The organism is Mesorhizobium sp. CNPSo 4671, from assembly GCF_057784245.1.
In genome coordinates this window covers 22,016-40,727 of sequence record NZ_JBWLUW010000015.1, presented here as the reverse complement: position 1 = coordinate 40,727, position 18,712 = coordinate 22,016, and the positions used below count along the sequence as shown (strand labels likewise).

The following is an 18,712-nucleotide window of genomic DNA, read 5'->3' as shown; positions in this document are numbered from 1 at the left end:
GTCAGTACACCCTGGCCTTGGGCGCGATCTTGGCCGGGTTGATACCGCCGTCGGCTTCCTTCCGCAGCAGTTCGGTGTGCACCGGCCGATAGCTGAGCGCCACCTCGCCGGCCTCGTTGAGCCGCGCCAGCGTGTGCTTGCGCCAGGTCGCGTCGTCACGCGCCGAGAAGTCCTCGCGGGCGTGCGCGCCACGGCTTTCCTTGCGCGCAGCGGCGCCATGGACGGTGGTGATGGCGTTGGCCATCAGGTTTTCCAGTTCCAGCGTCTCGACCAGGTCGGAGTTCCAGATCATCGAGCGGTCGAACACTTTTATGTCCTTGAGTTCACCCCAGATCTGCGAGATGCGCTTGCAGCCATTGTCCAGCGATTCCTGGGTGCGGAACACCGCCGCGTCCTCTTGCATCGCCTTCTGCATCTTCTCCCGCAACACCGCCGTCGGGGTCGAGCCGTTGGCGTGGCGCAGCCGGTCGAAGCGATCCATGATCTTTTCGACCGAGGCCTCGTTGGGCGAAGGGATTGCCGATTTGCGGTCGATGACCTGGCCGGCGCGGATCGCCGCCGCGCGACCGAACACGACAAGATCGATCAGCGAGTTCGAGCCCAGCCGGTTGGCGCCGTGCACCGAGGCGCAGCCGGCCTCGCCGACAGCCATCAGCCCGGGCGACACCTGGTCCGGGTTCTTGGCCGTCGGATTGAGCACCTCGCCCCAGTAGTTGGTCGGCACGCCGCCCATATTGTAGTGCACCGTCGGCAGCACCGGGATCGGCTCCTTGGTCAGGTCGACGCCGGCGAAGATCTTGGCCGATTCCGAAATGCCCGGCAGCCTTTCGTGCAAGACGGCCGGGTCGAGATGGTCGAGATGCAGGAAGATGTGGTCCTTCTTCGGGCCGACGCCGCGGCCCTCGCGGATCTCCAGCGTCATGCAGCGCGACACCACATCGCGTGAGGCAAGGTCCTTGGCCGACGGCGCGTAGCGCTCCATGAAGCGCTCGCCCTCGGAATTGACGAGATAGCCGCCCTCGCCGCGCGCGCCCTCGGTGATCAGGCAGCCGGCACCGTAGATGCCGGTCGGGTGGAACTGCACGAACTCCATGTCCTGCAGCGCAAACCCGGCCCGCGCCGCCATGCCGCCGCCGTCGCCGGTGCAGGTGTGCGCCGAGGTCGCCGAAAAATAGGCGCGGCCATAGCCGCCCGTCGCCAGCACCACCATCTTGGCCGAGAAGCGGTGAATGGTGCCGTCGTCGAGGTTCCAGGCGACGACGCCGGTGCAGGTGCCGTCAGGCTCCATGATCAGGTCGAGCGCAAAATACTCGATGAAGAACTGCGCGTTGTGCTTCAGCGACTGGCCGTAGAGCGTATGCAGCATGGCATGGCCGGTGCGGTCGGCGGCGGCGCATGTGCGCTGTACGGGCGGGCCTTCGCCGAAATTCATCATCATGCCGCCGAACGGCCGCTGATAGATCTTGCCCTCTTCGGTGCGCGAGAACGGCACGCCGTAATGTTCGAGCTCGTAGACGGCGGCTGGCGCCTGCTGGACCATGTATTCCTGTGCGTCGATGTCGCCCAGCCAGTCCGAACCCTTGACGGTATCGAAGAGGTGCCATTGCCAGTTGTCGGGGCCCATATTGGCAAGCGAAGCGGCAATACCGCCTTGCGCCGCAACGGTGTGAGAGCGGGTCGGGAACACCTTGGTGATGCAGGCCGTGCGCAGGCCCTGCTCGGCCATGCCGAGCGTGGCGCGCAGGCCGGCGCCGCCGGCGCCTACGACCACCACGTCGAACTTGTGGTCGACAAAAGTATAGCCTGCCGTGTTGGCTGATTTCGCGTCCTTGGCCAACTCAGCCTCCAAATGCCAGCTTGAGCAGGGCGAAGATCGAGGCGACGCCGACCGCTACGGTAAAAAATGTATTGAGCGCGATCAGCGCCAGCTTCACGCCTTCGCCATGCACGTAATCCTCGATGATCACCTGCATGCCGAGCCGCATATGGAGGAGCCCGGAGACCAGCACGAGCGCCAGCACCAGCGCCACGAACGGGTTGGCGAGCGCTGCCCGCACTTCCGTATAGCCGGCGCCGTTGAGCGCGATCAGGAACCCAACGAAGAACAGTGTCAGTGGGATATTGGCGATGGCTGTCAGGCGCTGACGCCAGAAATGGCCCGTGCCCTCACGGGCGGAACCAAGACCGCGGACTTTCGCCAGCGGCGTGCGCATGTCGGTGTTGTTCTTGCCGCTCATGATCAGGCTCTCCGCGCCATGTAGCCGGCGACCCAGATCAGCAGCGTGAGCAGGATCGAGCCGACCAGCGTCGCCCAGGCGATCTTCGAGGCGGTGTGCTTTTCGAGACCGGCGCCGGTATCCCAGACCAAGTGGCGCACGCCGCCCAGCATGTGGTGCATCAGCGCCCAGGTGTAACCGAACAGGATCAGCCGGCCGAGCCAGGTGCCGAAGGCCCAGTTGACCCAGTCGAAGACCGGTTGCGAACTTGCCGCCGCCATCAGCCAGACCGCGACCAGCAGCGTACCGAAATAAAGCGCCCCGCCGGTGATGCGATGGATGATCGACATCGTCATCGTAATCGGCGGCCGGTAGATCGTCAGGTGCGGCGAGAGCGGCCGTTCACGTCTGGCGAATTCGCGGGTGGCTGGTGATTTGCTCATGGCTCCCCCAGGTTCGGCGTCTCTGGAGCCTCAGGTGGGAATGCGGCATTGCCGCTTCCGGTTGCGACTTCGGACAGGCGGTTTCTAATGCTCTTTTTGCACCGCGTCAAAGCCAGAAAATCGTTTTGAAAACGTCATTTAGTCTGACAAAAAGGCAGGCTCGGGCTTCAATCGATTAGGGCTTGGCGACCCGAAGCCGGCTCGATATCGCTGCAGTGCAGCATACGCCGCCCATTAGCCGTGCAGCCTATCGTTTGCAGGTCTGCGGCGTCGAGCCTCTCTTCATCACCAGCGCCTCACGCCCGTCGATCACAATTGCGTCATGCGTGGCGGCCTCCTGGTAGCGGCTGGACTGGTTGGCGGGCGACGCCGCGAACTCCTCTGTCGCGCCGTCGGGCCCGACCACACGCAACGCCGTGCCGAGATTTTGGATGGTGATCATGCCGTTGTTACCGCATCTGTAGGTGGCCGTGCCTATGCCGGATCGCGGCGCGGTAAGGTCGGTGGTGATCTTGGTTGCCGGTGCTGGAGGCGCGGGTGCCGGGGGCGCGGCTGCTGCGATGGGCGGCTGAGCCGGTGCAGGCGAGACGGCATTGGCCGCCTTCGGCGCGCCATCCTGCGGCACACAGGCGGCAACGAGAGCGAGCAACGGGAAAACGGACACCCAAACCGTCCGGCGTAACGCCATATGCTGTCCTCCCGCGCGGCAGACTAGCCACGATGCTACGCCAAGATCAAGGTTGCCCCAACGCCACCTTTTGAATCCATTCGATGCCGGCCGCGATGGTGCGTCCAAGCATGGCCGAATGATGGCCGACGGTTTTCCCTCCAGTCGGAAATTAACCATGTTTACCGAGACATCACCGCGCAGCGCGCCGGCCTCTTAACAAAGGTTAAGAAAAGGTTAATTTCTGATTCGAGGAGGCATGCATGTCGCCCAAAAGTGCGTCAGCGGTTTTGGGACAAACGACATGCATCCAAACAAGAGATAAAAGCGCGTCGCGACGCGCTTTGGCCTCAAAGAAGGAAAACGCCATGCGTTCAAACTCGAGCAGATTGCGCCTTGCTGCGCTCATTGTGGCGGCCTCGGTGGCCGGCCTGGCGACGCCCACGCTGGCCGATGGACGCCACCAGGATCGCGTCTACGCTGATTCTTTCGGCAATCTCGTCATCGACAGCGCCGCCGGCTACAAGCGCATCATCGTCGGCGAAGGCAAGCTGGCCAAGCAGCTGTCCAACTACACCAGCGCCGGCCAGCCCAAGGTGATCTACCAGAACGAATCGGACGAGATATCAGGCGGCGGCGATTGCTACCGGCCGCCGGTCTTCGTCAAGGGCCGCAGCTACATGTACGGGCTTTCCGACGGCGAAATGCCGGAACTCAGCCCCTGCCGCTAAAGTTGATGGCGATCGCGTTGGACGGCCACTCGCCTCCCGGCCCGGCTGAAGCGCGTACGCAGTCGCGCCCGGCATTCTTCGCCAGATAAAGCGCCTCATCCGCGCGCCGCATGAGATCGGCAATGGTTTCACTGGGATGAAGTTCGGCGATCCCGAAACTCGCGGTGCAGCGATTGTCCGGCGGCAGGCCGTCGATGGGCAGCGTGCCGAACGCGCTGCGCGTGCCCTCGGCGAACAGCCGGGCGGCGGCAAGGTTGGCCCCCGGCAGGATGACGGCGAATTCCTCGCCGCCGATACGGCCGGCGACATGGTGCCTGGCGGCCGCCCCGCGCAGGAAACCGGCAAAAGTCTCGATCACGCGGTCGCCGGAGGCATGGCCGAAACTGTCGTTGATACTCTTGAAATGATCGAGATCGGCGATGACCAGCGCGACCGGCACAGCTTGCCGGACGGCGCCAAGCACGGCCTGTTCGGCCTGACGCGTGAAAGCACCGCGATTGAGCAGTCCCGAAAGCGTATCGGTCTCCGACTTCGACGTCACATCGGCCAACACCTCGCGCACCAGGATGGCCAGGATGAGCAACGCCAGCGCCAGGCCGAAGACGGTGCCGAGCGACTGCGACACCAGCGCGTAGCCACTTTGCAGATAGGCCTGCGGATTGGCGCCCCAACCGCCGAGCGCATGGGCGATGAACGGCTTTGAGGCGAATTGCACACCGCTGGCGGCCAGGACCGCCATCAGGATGCGATCGAGCCGGCCACGCCTTTGCCTGGACGACCAGACGATGGCCAACCCGACGAATTGCATGACGGCATAGGGAAGCTGGTAGGCCATCATGCGGGTCAGCGACTGGCGCGGCAGGTCCTGGACGAAATAGACGGCGATGGTGGCGGCGACCAGGAAGAACAGCATCGGCGGCCATGGCGTCGCGATGCCGTATTTGCGGGCGAGCCCGACATTGAAGGCCATGGTGGCACCAAGGAAGACAGCGAAGGCGGCGACCACCGCCGGCCGCGCATCCGTAAAGGCGGGAATGCTGAATTCGATGGCGAAATAAACCATGCCCAGGAGATAGCCGGACGCCAGCCAGCGCGCCGGGGCGCGGCCGACATCGTGGAACGCGACCGCCATGAAGGATGCCGCCAGCAGGCCGGCAACCGACAGATTGATCAGCAGGATGAAGTTCGCGCCGCTCATCTCTTTCGCACCCCGTGCCGCAGCTAAACATCGACGGGCGAAAAAGACGTTAACGTGGGCCGGAAAGCCCGGTGTCAGGCGGTCTTGGACTGTTCCAGCACGAACAGCGTTTCGGGCCGTTCGTAGGACAGGCGCACGCTGTCGCGGCCGTTCTTCTTGGCCTTGTAGAGCGCCTCGTCGGCACGGCGCATCAAGGGCTGCAGCGCTTCCTCGCCGCTGCGGGCTGCCACGCCGAAACTGGCGGTGACCTTGGTGCCGGGAGGAAGCCCATCGACGCCGCCTGCCGAATAGAGCGTGCGCACGGCCTCCGCGAACAATCGTGCGGCGGCGAGATCGCTCAGCGGCAAAAGTACTGCGAACTCCTCGCCGCCGATGCGTCCGGCAGCGCCGCGCGTGCCGGTGGCCGCTCGCAGCTTGGCGGCGAAGTCGGCGATCACCCGGTCGCCGGCGGCATGCCCGTGCACGTCGTTGAGTGCCTTGAAGTGATCGAGGTCGGCCAGGACCAGCGCGACCGGAAACTTGGCCGCCGCGCAACGCTGCAACAGGAACTCGGCGCGCTCCTCGAAGCCGCGCCGATTGAGCAGGCCCGACAGCGGATCGGTATATGTCTCGGCCTTCAGCGCCTTCATGACGTCGAGCGCCGCGGCGCTGAACAGGCAAAGCGCGATCAGAAGCGACAAAAGCGCATGCGACAGCAGCGCCGTCGTCCAGTAGGACGAGCTATAGAATCCGTCATAGCTGGTGAACGGCCCGTGCGCGATGACGACGACAAGCGTGCGCACGAAGAAGTTGAGGCCCGACAGCAGCGACAGCACGAACAGGATTTTCTCGGTCGGGCCGTTGTTGCGCACCGGCCTGAGTTCGGCGCCGACCAGAAGGCTGAGTCCGCCGAAGGCAAAATTCATCGCCAGGATACGCCAGGTGAGATCCGGCGCGACGAACAGGAACCAGCAGAACGAAGCCAGCCCGCCACCTGCCAGCACGCCGATCCCCACATAAGGCACCTTGCGGCCATAGCGGGCGACGATGGCGCCTGACAGGCAGCAGCCGGCGATGGCGAAGCAGATGTTGGACACCAGCTTGGTCAGCGCCATGCCGATGGGCAAGGTGAAATACTGGAACAGAAAGCCGGGCGCCGAAACACAATAGCTGAGCGCCAGCACGGCCAGATAGGGCCGGTGGCGCTGATAGGTCCATAGCACGAGGAAGGCCGCGCCGAGGGCCAGCGCGATCGTCGGATTGAGCAGCGCTATCAACAGGCCAGTGTCCAAAGGACGGTGACTTCCCCTCGCTTGACGTCACGGAAGAGCTTAGGGCGCAAGCCCAAACAAGCGGTTAAGCCCGAGCGAATATGCGCACCGCGCGAATGAAAAAAGACCCCGGAAGCGCAAGGCGATCCGGGGTCTGGCAGGCGTCAGAACGTGTAAACCGCTGTTATTTCCAGTCGCGGATGTCGACGAAGTGGCCGGCGATCGCCGCCGCCGCCGCCATGGCCGGCGACACCAGATGGGTGCGGCCCTTGAAGCCTTGCCTGCCCTCGAAATTGCGGTTCGAGGTCGAGGCGCAGCGCTCATGCGGCTTCAGCCGGTCGTCGTTCATGGCCAGGCACATCGAGCAGCCCGGCTCGCGCCAGTCGAAACCGGCGGCGCGGAAGATCTTGTCGAGACCCTCGGCTTCCGCCTGTTCCTTGACCAGGCCGGAGCCCGGCACGATCATCGCATTGACATGCGGGCTGACGGTCTTGCCCTCGATCACCTTGGCGGCGGCGCGCAGATCCTCGATGCGGCCATTGGTGCAGGAGCCGATGAAGACTCGGTCGAGCGTGATGTCGGTCATCTTGGTTCCCGGCGTCAGGCCCATATAGTCGAGCGCGCGCTGCTTGGAGGTGCGCTTGTTCTCATCGGTGATATCGTCCGGGTTCGGCACGATGCCTTGCACGGAGACGACATCCTCGGGCGAGGAACCCCAGGAGACGATCGGCGGCAGCTTGGCCGCGTCGAGCACGATCACCTTGTCGAAATGCGCGCCTTCATCGGACTGCAGCGTCTTCCAGTAGGCGAGCGCCGCATCCCAGGCCGCGCCCTTCGGCGCACGCGGCTTGTCCTTGACATAGGCGAAGGTGGTCTCGTCGGCCGCGATCAGGCCGGCGCGCGCGCCGCCCTCGATCGACATGTTGCAGATCGTCATGCGGCCTTCCATCGACAGCGAGCGGATCGCCTCGCCGGCATATTCGATGACATAGCCGGTGCCGCCGGCGGTGCCGATCTCGCCGATGATGGCCAGGATGATGTCCTTGGCGGTGACGCCTTCCGGCAGCTGGCCGTCGACACGCACCAGCATGTTCTTGGCCTTGCGCTGGATCAGCGTCTGCGTCGCCAACACATGCTCGACCTCGGATGTGCCGATGCCGTGCGCCAGCGCCCCGAACGCGCCATGCGTCGAGGTGTGGCTGTCGCCGCAGACGATGGTCATGCCGGGCAGTGTAAAGCCCTGCTCCGGGCCGATGATGTGGACGATGCCCTGGCGGATATCGTTCTCGGAATAATACTCGACGCCGAAATCCCTAGCGTTCTTGGCGAGCGCCTCGACCTGGATGCGGCTTTCCTCGTTCTTGATGCCGAACTTGCGCTCGGGCGAGGTCGAGACATTGTGATCGACCACGGCCAGCGTCTTTTCCGGATGGCGGACCTTGCGGCCGCTCATGCGCAGGCCTTCGAAGGCCTGCGGGCTGGTCACTTCATGGACGAGGTGACGATCGATGTAGAGCAGGCAGGTGCCGTCGTCCTGGCGGTCGACGACGTGGTCGTCGAAAATCTTGTCGTAGAGGGTGCGCGGTGCGCTCATGTGCGTAAATCCGTCGATATGAGAGTGGGAAGAGGGTAACGCCGCAGGCCCTTGGCCCGGCGAAAACGGCCTAGCTAAGTCGGCTGGTCAATGCGCCGCTGACGCGCGCGGAGAAGCGCGACGGCTTCCCTTCTCCCCTTGTGGGAGAAGGTGGATCGGCGCGGAGCGCCGAGACGGTTGAGGGGTGGGTGACGGAGTGCTGTCGGCGCCAAGCTGGAGCACCCCTCATCCGACCTCGCTTCGCGAGGCCACCTTCTCCCACAGGGGGAGAAGGGAAGAACGAACATTCACATCACCTCAAACACAAACGTCTTCACCAGCGCATCCGGTTCGGCAATGGCGTAACACCTGAACCACCGGCTTTGCTCGACCAGCCGCCATTTGCTTGCCCGCTCCAGCTCGTCGAAAACGCCCTGAAAACCGCCGCTTTCAAAAACCTGGTCACGCACGGTGAAGATGGCGTGGCCGCCCTTTTTGGTGATGCGCACCAGTTCGTGCAGGCCCGACGCCGGCGCGTGGCTGATGGTGAAGACGCCGGTCGAGAAGAAGGCGCGGAAATGACCATCCGGCCATGGCAGCGGGCCACCCAGCATGGCCTGTTTCAGCTCGCCATAGGCGTTGCGGCTGCCGGCGATCTTGAGCATGTCGTCCGAGAGATCCAGCCCTGCAATATCGCCGTAGCCCAACGCCTTTAGCGACGGCCCCGACAGGCCGGTGCCGCAGCCGGCGTCGAGCAGCGGCCCGTCATCAGCCGGAACGTAGCGCGCCACCCAGGCGGTGATCAGGAACGGCAGCAAATAGCCGAGCGAGGCGGTCTCGCTGTCATAGGTCGCGGCCCAGGCGGCATAGGCCTGCGCCAGCGTTTCCGGCGTGTCGGCGCCATAGACGGAATCGAGCGCCGCATTGGCCTTGTCGACGATCATGAGACCTGCCTCTGTGCAGACAGGATTGTAACCCTGTCTGCGCCCAAAAACTATTCCTCGTGCTGGCGGCGCAAGCGCCGCTCCAGCGCCCTGAGCGCCAGCGACAGGCCGACGGTCAGGATGAGGTAGATATAGGCTACGATCGAATAGGTCTCGAAGAAGCGGAACGAGCCGGCGGCATAGACCTTGCCCATCTGGGTGATGTCGGCGACGCCGAGCACCGAGACCAAGGAGGAATCCTTGACCAGGGCGACGAAGTCATTGCCGAGCGGCGGCAATATGGTGCGGATCGCCTGCGGAAACACGATCAGCCTGAAGCGCTGCGCGCGGCTCAAGCCCAGCGCCTTGGCCGCCTCGATCTGGCCTTTCTCGACCGCCTGGATGCCGGCCCGGAAAACTTCCGAGATGAAGGCGGAGTAGCCGATGGTCAGCGCCATGATGGCGCGCCACAACAGCGACACGTCGCGCACCAGCAGTTCGCCGAGATAGCCGGCACTTTGCAGCGGCGCGGTCAGCACATTCCAGGCCGCGACGAAGGCCGGCGCGCCGGCGAAGGCGATCCAGAACAACAACACCAGAATCGGCACGCCGCGGATGATCTCGACGTAGAAGCGCGCGATCTGCCGTAGCCACTGCGAGCCCGACAGGCCCATCAGCGCGATGCCGAGACCGATGACCGATGCCAGGGCGAAAGCGATCACGGTGACGAGGACGGTGATGCCGATGCCCTTGGCGACCGTGGCGAAGACCTGGGCATAGAGGTCGCTGGCCGCGATGAACAAGGCTGCCGCCAGTGCAAGCACGGCGGCAACGGCAAGCCACCAGGGGAATTCGGCTTTGGTCGAAGAGGACGAAGGCGGTGCCATCAGGCGATGCCTGTGGAGCGAACGTCCCGAGAGGATAGCGCCCAGGCCCCCCTCTCTGGCCTGCCGGCCATCTCCCCCTCAAGGGGGGAGATCGGCAGCTTCAGCGCCGCCGCAGATCTTGCATCGCCCAAAATTAGCGAAAGCCGAACGGGCTGCCAATCTCCCCCCTTGAGGGGGAGATGCCCGGCAGGGCAGAGAGGGGGGCCTGGGCGCAAAGTCAGCGGGAATTCCCGCGCACAATCATGCAATGCGCGTAACAACGAGGCTCACTGCCCCATCTTGTAATCAAGGAACCACTTCTTGTTCAGCGCATCGAGCGTCCCATCCGCCTTCAGCGCGGCGATCGCGGCGTTGACCGGCTTCACCAGGTCCGACCCTTTCGGGAAAATGAAGCCGAAGTCCTCGGTGCCGAGCGGGCCGCCGATCAGCTTCAGCTTGCCTTCGGACGCATCGACATAGCCCTTGCCGGCGGTGCCGTCGGTCAGCACGACATCGACGTCGCCCGCCTTAAGCGCCTGCACGGTCGCGCCAAAAGTCTCGAACAGTTTGATGCGCGGGTTCTGCTCATTGCCGTCGAGCACACTGTAGACGGCGGTGTAGAAGGGCGTGGTGCCGGGCTGCGCGCCGATCAACCCGTCCTTGAAGGCACCAAAAGTCTTGGCGTCGGTGAAGCGGCTCTCATCGCCGCGCACCAGCATGAACTGCTCCGAACGCATATAGGGGTCGGAGAAATCGACCTTCTCCTTGCGATCGTCTTTGATGGTGATGCCGGTCATGCCGATGTTGTACTGGTTGTCGGAAACCGCCTGGATCATCGCGTCCCAGGAGGTGTTCTGGTACTCGACCTTGAAATTCAGCCGCTTGGCGATTTCGTTCATCGCGTCATATTCCCAGCCGATCTGTTTTCCCGTCTTGGGATCGATGAACTGCAGCGGCGGATAAGCGTTTTCGGTGACCACCACCACTTGTCTGCCACCGAGATCGGGCAGCGCCTGCGCGAAGGCGGCAACGGGCGCCAGCACAAGGGCAAGCAGGCCGGCCAGCAGCAGTTTCGACTTGGTCATGACACACTCCCGAAAATTGAAAGCGCCCGGATGGGCCTACAGGAAAATCCGGCGCCGACTTTAGCTTTCCGCATGCGTCATGCAAGACGGTCCGCTGCGTCAGCGTGCGCGAAAAGGGATTCAGATGCCCTGAATTCTGGGATTTCGGGATGATCTGGTTATGTCGAGCCAGAAACCAACGCTTCCTCTGGCGACGCGTCTTCCGTCACGGCGTTGCGCAAGCCGGCGACAAGATGGGTGAGTGTCGCGTGCAGAGCCTTCGCTTCGCCCGGCTCAAGTGGCACGCTGCAGGCAAGGGCTGCGGACACATCCTTGATGCGCGCGCGCAGCGCCTGGCCATTGGCCGTCGGCTCGACCAGCACGCGGCGCTCATCGGCGGCATCGCGGCGGCGGGTGAGGAGGCCGCCCGCTTCCATCCGCTTGAGCAGCGGCGTCAGCGTCGCGGAATCCAGGCCCAGTGCCTCGCCAAGCGCGCCCACAGTGCTCGGCGCATGCTCCCACAGCGCCAGCATGACCAGATATTGCGGATAGGTCAGGCCGAGCGGATCGAGCAACGGCCGGTAGAGCTTGGTCATCAGCCCGCTCGCCGAATAGAGCGCGAAGCAGAGCTGCTGATCAAGTCGCGGAACCTTCACCGTCCCGGCGGTCTCCGCCGGGACGTCGCTGGCGCTCTTTGTGGTCTTTCCCGTCATGCCGCCTTTACCGAAAGCGCCACCTCGACATTGCCCCGGATGGCGTTCGAATAGGGGCAGATCTTGTGTGCTTCCGATACAAGCGCTTCCGCCGCCGCCTGATCAAGGCCTTTCGTTTCCGCAGCGAGCGCGACGCCAAGCTTGAAGCCCTCGCCATGGGGAAGCAGGCTGACGGTCGAGCTTACCCCGGCATCCGTGAGCGGCAGCTTCTGCTTGCGCGCGACGAAGCGGATCGCGCTTTCGAAGCAGGCGGCGTAGCCGATGGCGAAAAGCTGCTCGGGATTGGTGGCGCCACCTGGCCCGCCGAGCTCCTTGGGCAAAGCCAGATCGACCTTGAGCAGGCCGTCGCTGGTCTCGCCATGGCCGGCGCGGCCGCCGGTGACGTGAGCCTGTGCGGTGTAGAGTGCCATATCTTATCTCCAATTATCTTGTGCGCGATTATTTAGTACACAAGATAATATGCCGTCAACACCGACGTCCGATTTCGGAGGCTGAAAGCGTTCACAGTCTGGTGAAACGAAAAAAGGCGGCCAAAGCCGCCTTTTCGAATGGGATTTCCGAAAGCTTATTCGGCCGGGGTCGCCTCAGCAGCGGCCTTGGCTGCCTCGGCCTCGGCGGCCGCCTTCTTCTCGGCGGCTTCCTTGGCGGCCGTCTCGGCGGCCAGCGCCTGGGCGGCGGCAACCTTCTCGGCCTCGATGCGGGCCTTCTCGGCGTTCAGCGCATCGCGCTCCTCATCGTTGAGCTTGCGGGCGCGCACGCCGGTGTTTTCCGAAATACGGGCCGACTTGCCGCGACGATCGCGCAGGTAATAGAGCTTGGCGCGACGCACCTTGCCGCGGCGCACGATCTCGACGCCCTCGACCATCGGCGAGAACACCGGGAACACGCGCTCGACGCCTTCGCCGTAGGAGATCTTGCGGACGGTGAAATTTTCCTGGAAGCCGGAACCGGCGCGGGCGATGACGACGCCCTCATAGGCCTGGACGCGGGTGCGGGTGCCTTCGGTCACGCGGACCTGGACGCGCACGGTGTCGCCGGGCTGGAATTCGGGAAGCTTGCGCTTGGCTTCGATCTTGGCGGCCTGCTCGGCCTCGAGCTGACGGATGAGATCCATCTTGGGTAATCCACTTCTTGTTCTTCCGACAGTCAGAGCGTCCGACACTCGCCTTGCAGTTCCATTGACCGCTCGGCTATGCCCTTTGTTCCGGGACACGTTGTGTCCAAGACATCAGGCAGGGGCGACTACACCGTCATTGTTGACGGGTCCGGCAGATTCTTCTTCCGGTTCGGCGGCGACATACAGCTATTTCGGCGCTTTGTCACGCCCGCGCACGAGTCTTTTTTGCCGGCATGGCATCATCGTAATCGCTTCGTGCCGGGTTGCGCCGCTCTCCGGGGCTTTCTAAGCCTGACATAACACAGTTTTTGAGCAGCGGCATTCCATGTCTGTCCTCGACGCCATCCTGCTTTTCCTGGCGGGCTTCCTGTCCGGCGCCGCCAATGCGGTCGCCGGCGGCGGCACGTTCATCACTTTCGGCGCCATGACATTGGTCGGTGTGCCGCCGATCGTCGCCAACGCCACCTCCTCGGTCACGCAATTCCCGGGCTATATCACCTCGACGCTCGCCTACTGGACCGACATCCGCCACTTCTGGCGCGGTGCCCTGCTGCTTTGCGCCATATCGGCGATCGGCGCACTGGCCGGCGCGCTGATCCTTCTGGCGCTGTCCAACCCGTCCTTCCGCGTCCTGGTGCCGTGGCTGCTTTTGGGCGCAACCGCCCTGTTTGCCGCCGGGCCGTGGCTGAAACCCGCGCCAAAACCCGGCCATGAGGCGGCGGTCGGCTCGCTCGCCGGTTCGCTGGCGCAGTTCGTCACCGCCATCTATGGCGGCTTCTTTGGCGCCGGCATGGGCGTGATGATGCTGGCGACGCTCGGCCTGACGCAGTCCGGCGACTACCACCGGCTGAACGCGCTGAAGAACATGCTGGCCGTGGTCATCGCGGCTGTCGCCATCATCGTCTTCGTCTCGGGCGGCGTTGTCGCCTGGCCGCAGGCGATCATCATGATCCCGGGCGGGGCGCTCGGCGGCTATGCCGGTGTGTGGATCGCCAAACGCGTGCCGCAGAGCGTCGTACGCGGCTTCGTCGTCGCGGTTGGCCTGTTCCTGGCGTTTTATTACTTCGGCAAGGGGTGAGCGACGAGCAGATCCGGCCGCCGCTCCCTCGTCAGCCGCTCGGACTGCTCACGCCGCCATGCAGCGATCTTCTTGTGATTGCCCGAAATCAGCACCTCGGGAATCTCCCGGCCTTCGAACTCCTGCGGTCGCGTGTAGTGGGGATGTTCGAGCAGGCCGTTTTCGAAACTCTCTTCCTCGCCGGACACGGCATTGCCCATGACGCCGGGCAACAGCCGCACCACCGCGTCGAGCAGCACCAGCGCTGCCGGTTCGCCGCCGGAGAGGATGAAATCGCCGATCGAGACTTCCTCTAACCCCCGCGCTTCGATCAGCCGCTGGTCGACGCCCTCGAAGCGGCCGCATAGGATGACCGCGCCCGGCCCGGCGGCAAGTTCGCGCACCCGCGCTTGCGTCAGCGGTTTACCGCGCGGGCTCATCAAAAGGCGCGGACGCGTATCGCCCGGCGGCGAGGCGTGGTCGATAGCCCTGGCCAGCACATCGGCGCGCATCACCATGCCGGCGCCGCCGCCGGCCGGCGTGTCATCGACGGTGCGGTGCTTGTCGGTGGCGAAGTCGCGTATCTGGATCGCTGCAAGCGACCATGTGCCGGCATCGAGCGCGCGGCCCGCCAGCGACAGGCCGAGCGCGCCCGGAAACATCTCGGGATAGAGCGTCAGTACCGAGGCGGCAAAACTCACCGGTTGCCCCCGGCGTCGCGCGGACCGCGCGGCCTGCCCTTCGGATCGAAGTCCTCCTCGCGCGGCGCCTCGCCATCCTCGTCCTCGACCAGTCCGGCCGCCACCGGATCGACGCGGACGAAGCCTTCGGCGATCGACACATCAGGCACGGCGGCCTGCGTGAACGGGATCAGCACGCCCTTGCGGCCGGCAAGCGTCACGTCGAGAATGTCGCCGCCACCGAAATTATGCACCGCGACGACCTTGCCGAGCGCAGTGCCGGTGTCGTCGCGAACCTCCAGTCCGACTAGGTCGGCATGGTAGAATTCATCCTCCTCGCCATCGTCCGGCAGCATCGAGCGGTCGACGAACAGTTCGGTACCGGCGAGCGCTTCGGCCGCATTGCGGTCATTGATGCCTTTGAAGCGCACCACGACGACGGTGTTGGCCGGCCTGATGTCCGTGATCTGGAAGGCGCGGCCATCCCTGGCATAGAGCGGCCCATAATCGGCCAGCGCCATCGGATCGCCGGTGAAGGTTTTCACCCGGAGCTCGCCCTTGATGCCATGGGCGGCGCCGATCACGGCCATCTGGACAGGGTTTTGCGGCTTGCTCATGGCGAAATATCCTTTGGCCTGCTCTAGCCCCAGGCCGGCGTCATTTCAATGATCGCCCCTTGTCATTTCAATGACGGGCTCTTCACCGCTTCCTAACCCGAACACCCCAAAATGCCGCCATGCAGGAATTCCTCATCCCGGCGAAACCCGATCTCCAGGCGGCGCGCGAAAGCTGGCTGAAGATGCTCGCGCGTGAACGTCGCCTGTCGCCCGCAACCGTCGAGGCCTATGAGCGCGACACGCGCCAGTTCCTGCATTTCCTCACTGGCCATTGCGGTGGCTCGCCTGGCATTTCCGACATCGCCAATCTGCGCCCGGCCGATCTGCGCGGCTTCCTCGCCGCCCGCCGCAACGCCGGCGCCGGCGCCCGCACGCTGGGCCGAGGCTTGGCCGGCATCCGCTCGCTGTTGCGTTTTCTCGAACGGCGAGGTCTCGCCAATGCGGCTGGTGCCGCAGCACTTCGCGCTCCGCGCCAACCCAAATCGTTGCCAAAACCGCTGACGGCGAGCGACGCCAAACAGGTCGTATCGGTGGAAGGCCAACTGGCCGAAGAGCCCTGGATCGCCGCCCGCAACGCCGCCGTGCTGACGCTGCTCTATGGCTCCGGCCTGCGCATTTCCGAAGCGCTCGGCCTTGCGGGCGCCGATCTGGCCTCGGAAAGCGACACGGTGCTGCGTGTCACCGGCAAGGGCGGCAAGACGCGGCTGGTGCCGGTGCTGCCGGTGGCGCTTCGGGCCATCGCCGAATATCGCCGGCTCTGCCCTTACCATCTCGACCCCAAGGGCCTGCTGTTTCGCGGCGCGCGCGGCGGCCCGCTCAACCCGGCCATCATCCAGCGCGACATGGCCAAACTGCGCTCGGCGCTGAACCTGCCCGACACTGCGACGCCGCACGCCCTGCGCCATTCCTTCGCCACGCATCTGCTCGGCCGCGGCGGCGATCTGCGCACCATCCAGGAACTGCTCGGCCACGCCAGCCTGTCGACGACGCAAATCTACACCGGCGTCGACACCGCAAGGCTGCTCGAAATCTACGAATCGGCCCATCCGAGGGCGTGAACGCCGGCGCCGCCGCACTGTATCGGTGGCCAAACATTCGATTGGCCGAAGCCGTCCCACCTTCGTCATCCACGGGCGGAGCAGCCGCGCAGCGGCGTCGCGGAGACCCGAGGATCCATGCCGCGACCTTGCTGACGGGTGCAGCGGAGCGAAGTTTCTGCACCCGTTGCGCGCTCCAGAGTCCCGGCATGGATCCTCGGGTCTGCGCCGCGTCGCTACGCTCCTTGCTCCGCCCGTGGATGACGACGTGATGGGCGTTTCCGCTAATCACCGGGCATGAGCTCCGTCAACGTCAGCACGTACTCCTGCGCGGGGGCCATAGCCGGTCAGGACAATTTCATCCCCCCAATTAACCGTTTTGCCGCTTTTCACCCTTAGAAAGGGGCCATGAAACGTGTCATTGCCATCGCCGACCGTGCAGCTTCCATCTCGCTGAAGCTGCTTGTCGCGCTCAACGTGCTGTTTTTCCTGTCCTTCCTTGCCGTCCTGTTGTTCGCGGCAGGCAGGGCGCATGCGGAAGTCCCGACCTGCGCCGGCGCCGACATGCTGTCGGCCCTGCAGAAGAGCAACCCTGCCACCTACAACAAGATCGAGGCGGAAGCCGCCGCGACGCTGAATGGCAAGGGCCTGTTGTGGAAGCTGGAGAAACCGGGCGAACAGCCATCCTACCTCTTTGGCACCATGCACATGACCGACCCGCGCGTCACCACCTTGCCTCCGGACGCACAGAAGGCCTTTGACGCCGCCGGCACCCTCATCATCGAAACCACCGATGTGCTCGACAAGCAGAAGATGATGACGGCGATGCTGAAGGAGCCGGACCTGATGATGTTCACCGACTCCACCACGCTGTCGTCCTTGCTGACGCCGGACGAAGCAGCGGCGATGAATGCAGCACTCGACGCGCGCGGCATTCCGCCGGCAACGGTCGCCAAGATGAAGCCGTGGATGCTGTCGGCGATGATGGCGCTTCCGGCCTGCGAACTCGCCCGCCAGTCCGGCGGAGCGCCGGTGCTCGACGTCAAGCTGGCCGAGAGCGCCAAGGCTGCCGGCAAGCCGGTCGAAGGGTTGGAAACGGCCGAGAGCCAGCTGCGCGCCATGGCCTCGTTGCCGCTTGCCTTTCACATGAAGGGCCTGGTCGACACGCTGAAGCTCGGCGACAAGGTCAACGACATCAACGAGACCATGATCGTGCTCTACCAGCGCGGCGACACCGGCATGTTCTGGCCACTGTTCCGCGCCGCCATGCCGGAGGAGCAGAACGACGCCTCGGGCTATGCCGCCTTCGAGGAAACCATGATCACCAGCCGCAACAAGGTCATGGTCGATCACGCCGAGCCGATCCTGGCCAAAGGCAATACCTTCATGGCGGTCGGCGCGCTGCACCTTCCCGGTCCCGAGGGACTGGTCGAGGATTTTCGCAAGGCCGGCTACACCGTCACCGCCGTTGGGCTTTAGCCGCTATTTGAACAAGACCTGAGCCAGCATCGCCGGAACGATGATGCGGTGAAACGGCATGATGACGGCGAGATAGGTCCGCCCGAACAGATTGTGCGTCTTCACGATCGTCGACGCGGCCACCTCCTGCCGGCCCGCACCGAGATCGTTCACCTCCACCAGGAGGCGGAAATCGAGATGCCGGTCGTCCAGGCCAAGCAGAACCCTGCCGGGCGCCTGGCTGATGAGCGGAAATATGCCGATCTTGCTTTCCGGCGGTGCGTCGGGGTCAGCCCCGCCTTTCAGCCCAAATGGCCTGACAGCGAGGTTGCGCAGCGCCGTAAGCCGGCCGACCCACAGCGGGGTTCGCCCCAGGGCGCGCTCGGCCGCGCCAATGGCGGTCAGGGCAAGACCATCGGTTGTCAGCACGTAGCGGTCGGCGAACTGAGCGCCGGCAAGAACGCCTTCGGGGTCGGGAAAGGTTTGTGCTGTGGGCGTCATACCGGCAAATCCTTCGCAACCAACGATAGCATCGGTTGGTTTGGAACACTGCGTGGCGAAACGCCGCCAGGACTGGTCGAGGATTTTCGTAAAGCCGGCTATACTGTCACCGCCGTCAATTGAGTCGGATGGCAGTGGGGGGCCCAAACGCCGCGTTTTCGGCGCTTTCCTTCCCTAGCGTGAAACCCATTCAACGGTTGCGCGTTGATGGCTGTTGATTGATCATTTTCATCCACGGAGGACACTTTTATGGCGAATCCATCGAACGACACTCCCAGGCCAAGCGGCGGGGGCGGCAGCCCCTGGCTGATTGCGCTGGTCGTCGTTATCCTGGCGATTGTCGCGTATTATGTTTTCGGCAGAAGCGGCGAGCATCCGGCACCCGCCGAACCGCCAGCGGCCAGCACGCCGGCCCCTGCGCCCGCTCCGGCACCCGCGCCCGCTCCGGCACCCGAGCCAGCACCGGCTCCTGCGCCAGCTCCGGCCCCTGCGCCTGCTCCGGCCCCTGCTCCGGCACCAGCGCCTGCTCCCGCTCCGGCGCCTGCACCGGCCAACTGATCGGCCCGGCACCAGATACCAACGGCCCGCTGAAAGGCGGGCC

At 64.5% G+C, this 18,712-nt stretch carries 20 protein-coding genes; 4 read left to right on the top strand and 16 right to left on the bottom strand.

Going from position 1 to position 18,712, the window contains the following annotated elements:
- Position 1: 1 nt before the first annotated feature.
- The 4 genes from sdhA to AC04SF_RS30890 form a co-directional block, all read right to left on the bottom strand.
- Positions 2-1,837, bottom strand: a complete 1,836-nt coding sequence (gene sdhA, locus AC04SF_RS30905; RefSeq protein ID WP_096451636.1) for a succinate dehydrogenase flavoprotein subunit — start codon at positions 1,835-1,837, stop codon at positions 2-4.
- 1 nt (position 1,838) lies between these two features.
- On the bottom strand, positions 1,839-2,237 hold the full coding sequence (sdhD, locus tag AC04SF_RS30900) for a succinate dehydrogenase, hydrophobic membrane anchor protein (RefSeq protein WP_488480876.1): 399 nt from the start codon (positions 2,235-2,237) through the stop codon (positions 1,839-1,841).
- A 2-nt stretch (positions 2,238-2,239) separates the two neighbouring features.
- The gene (sdhC, locus tag AC04SF_RS30895) at positions 2,240-2,659 is read right to left on the bottom strand and encodes a succinate dehydrogenase, cytochrome b556 subunit (protein WP_488480875.1); all 420 of its coding nucleotides are present in this window, start codon (positions 2,657-2,659) and stop codon (positions 2,240-2,242) included.
- Positions 2,660-2,906: 247 nt separating this feature from the next.
- Positions 2,907-3,347, bottom strand: a complete 441-nt coding sequence (locus tag AC04SF_RS30890; protein ID WP_488480874.1) for a hypothetical protein — start codon at positions 3,345-3,347, stop codon at positions 2,907-2,909.
- 347 nt (positions 3,348-3,694) lie between these two features.
- Between AC04SF_RS30890 and AC04SF_RS30885 the strand changes: the two genes are divergently transcribed.
- The gene (locus tag AC04SF_RS30885; protein WP_488480873.1) at positions 3,695-4,057 is read left to right on the top strand and encodes a hypothetical protein; all 363 of its coding nucleotides are present in this window, start codon (positions 3,695-3,697) and stop codon (positions 4,055-4,057) included.
- Here AC04SF_RS30885 and AC04SF_RS30880 read toward each other — a convergent pair.
- The 9 genes from AC04SF_RS30880 to rplS all read right to left on the bottom strand — a co-directional run bounded on the left by AC04SF_RS30880 (position 4,041) and on the right by rplS (position 12,758).
- A complete protein-coding gene (locus tag AC04SF_RS30880; protein WP_488480872.1) occupies positions 4,041-5,255 on the bottom strand; it encodes a GGDEF domain-containing protein in 1,215 nt (404 codons plus the stop codon). The genes AC04SF_RS30885 and AC04SF_RS30880 overlap by 17 nt on opposite strands.
- Before the next feature lie 74 nt (positions 5,256-5,329).
- Complete coding sequence (locus tag AC04SF_RS30875) at positions 5,330-6,526, bottom strand: GGDEF domain-containing protein (protein ID WP_096451648.1); 1,197 nt, start codon at positions 6,524-6,526, stop codon at positions 5,330-5,332.
- Positions 6,527-6,689: 163 nt separating this feature from the next.
- On the bottom strand, positions 6,690-8,099 hold the full coding sequence (gene leuC, locus AC04SF_RS30870; protein ID WP_488480871.1) for a 3-isopropylmalate dehydratase large subunit: 1,410 nt from the start codon (positions 8,097-8,099) through the stop codon (positions 6,690-6,692).
- A 287-nt stretch (positions 8,100-8,386) separates the two neighbouring features.
- Positions 8,387-9,022, bottom strand: coding sequence for a class I SAM-dependent DNA methyltransferase (locus AC04SF_RS30865; protein WP_488480870.1), 636 nt, complete (start codon positions 9,020-9,022; stop codon positions 8,387-8,389).
- A 50-nt stretch (positions 9,023-9,072) separates the two neighbouring features.
- Positions 9,073-9,888, bottom strand: coding sequence for an amino acid ABC transporter permease (locus tag AC04SF_RS30860; RefSeq protein ID WP_488480869.1), 816 nt, complete (start codon positions 9,886-9,888; stop codon positions 9,073-9,075).
- Between the two features lie 266 nt (positions 9,889-10,154).
- Positions 10,155-10,952 (bottom strand): transporter substrate-binding domain-containing protein, encoded by a 798-nt coding sequence (locus tag AC04SF_RS30855; protein WP_488480868.1) that lies wholly within the window; start codon positions 10,950-10,952, stop codon positions 10,155-10,157.
- Between the two features lie 158 nt (positions 10,953-11,110).
- The gene (locus AC04SF_RS30850) at positions 11,111-11,644 is read right to left on the bottom strand and encodes a MarR family winged helix-turn-helix transcriptional regulator (protein WP_488480867.1); all 534 of its coding nucleotides are present in this window, start codon (positions 11,642-11,644) and stop codon (positions 11,111-11,113) included.
- Complete coding sequence (locus AC04SF_RS30845) at positions 11,641-12,054, bottom strand: organic hydroperoxide resistance protein (RefSeq protein WP_096451660.1); 414 nt, start codon at positions 12,052-12,054, stop codon at positions 11,641-11,643. The genes AC04SF_RS30850 and AC04SF_RS30845 overlap by 4 nt, the downstream gene beginning before the upstream one ends.
- Positions 12,055-12,209: 155 nt before the next feature.
- A complete protein-coding gene (gene rplS, locus AC04SF_RS30840) occupies positions 12,210-12,758 on the bottom strand; it encodes a 50S ribosomal protein L19 (protein WP_096451662.1) in 549 nt (182 codons plus the stop codon).
- A gap of 328 nt (positions 12,759-13,086) precedes the next feature.
- Between rplS and AC04SF_RS30835 the strand changes: the two genes are divergently transcribed.
- Positions 13,087-13,839 carry a sulfite exporter TauE/SafE family protein gene (locus AC04SF_RS30835; RefSeq protein WP_488480866.1) on the top strand — a complete coding sequence of 251 codons (753 nt, stop codon included), beginning with the start codon at positions 13,087-13,089 and terminating at the stop codon, positions 13,837-13,839.
- On the opposite strand, the gene trmD is transcribed toward AC04SF_RS30835, so the two are convergent.
- Positions 13,821-14,519 (bottom strand): tRNA (guanosine(37)-N1)-methyltransferase TrmD, encoded by a 699-nt coding sequence (gene trmD / locus AC04SF_RS30830; protein ID WP_488480865.1) that lies wholly within the window; start codon positions 14,517-14,519, stop codon positions 13,821-13,823. The two genes, AC04SF_RS30835 and trmD, sit on opposite strands and share 19 nt — an antisense overlap.
- Positions 14,516-15,115 (bottom strand): ribosome maturation factor RimM, encoded by a 600-nt coding sequence (rimM, locus tag AC04SF_RS30825; RefSeq protein ID WP_488480864.1) that lies wholly within the window; start codon positions 15,113-15,115, stop codon positions 14,516-14,518. The genes trmD and rimM overlap by 4 nt, the downstream gene beginning before the upstream one ends.
- 119 nt (positions 15,116-15,234) lie before the next feature.
- Here rimM and AC04SF_RS30820 point away from each other — a divergent pair, with 119 nt between their 5' ends.
- Positions 15,235-16,173 carry a tyrosine recombinase XerC gene (locus AC04SF_RS30820; protein WP_096451670.1) on the top strand — a complete coding sequence of 313 codons (939 nt, stop codon included), beginning with the start codon at positions 15,235-15,237 and terminating at the stop codon, positions 16,171-16,173.
- Positions 16,174-16,560: 387 nt separating this feature from the next.
- Entirely contained in the window at positions 16,561-17,631 is a 1,071-nt protein-coding gene (locus tag AC04SF_RS30815; RefSeq protein ID WP_488480863.1) for a TraB/GumN family protein, read from the top strand.
- 3 nt (positions 17,632-17,634) lie between these two features.
- On the opposite strand, the gene AC04SF_RS30810 is transcribed toward AC04SF_RS30815, so the two are convergent.
- Positions 17,635-18,111, bottom strand: a complete 477-nt coding sequence (locus AC04SF_RS30810; RefSeq protein WP_488480862.1) for a DUF2867 domain-containing protein — start codon at positions 18,109-18,111, stop codon at positions 17,635-17,637.
- Positions 18,112-18,712 lie beyond the last annotated feature (601 nt).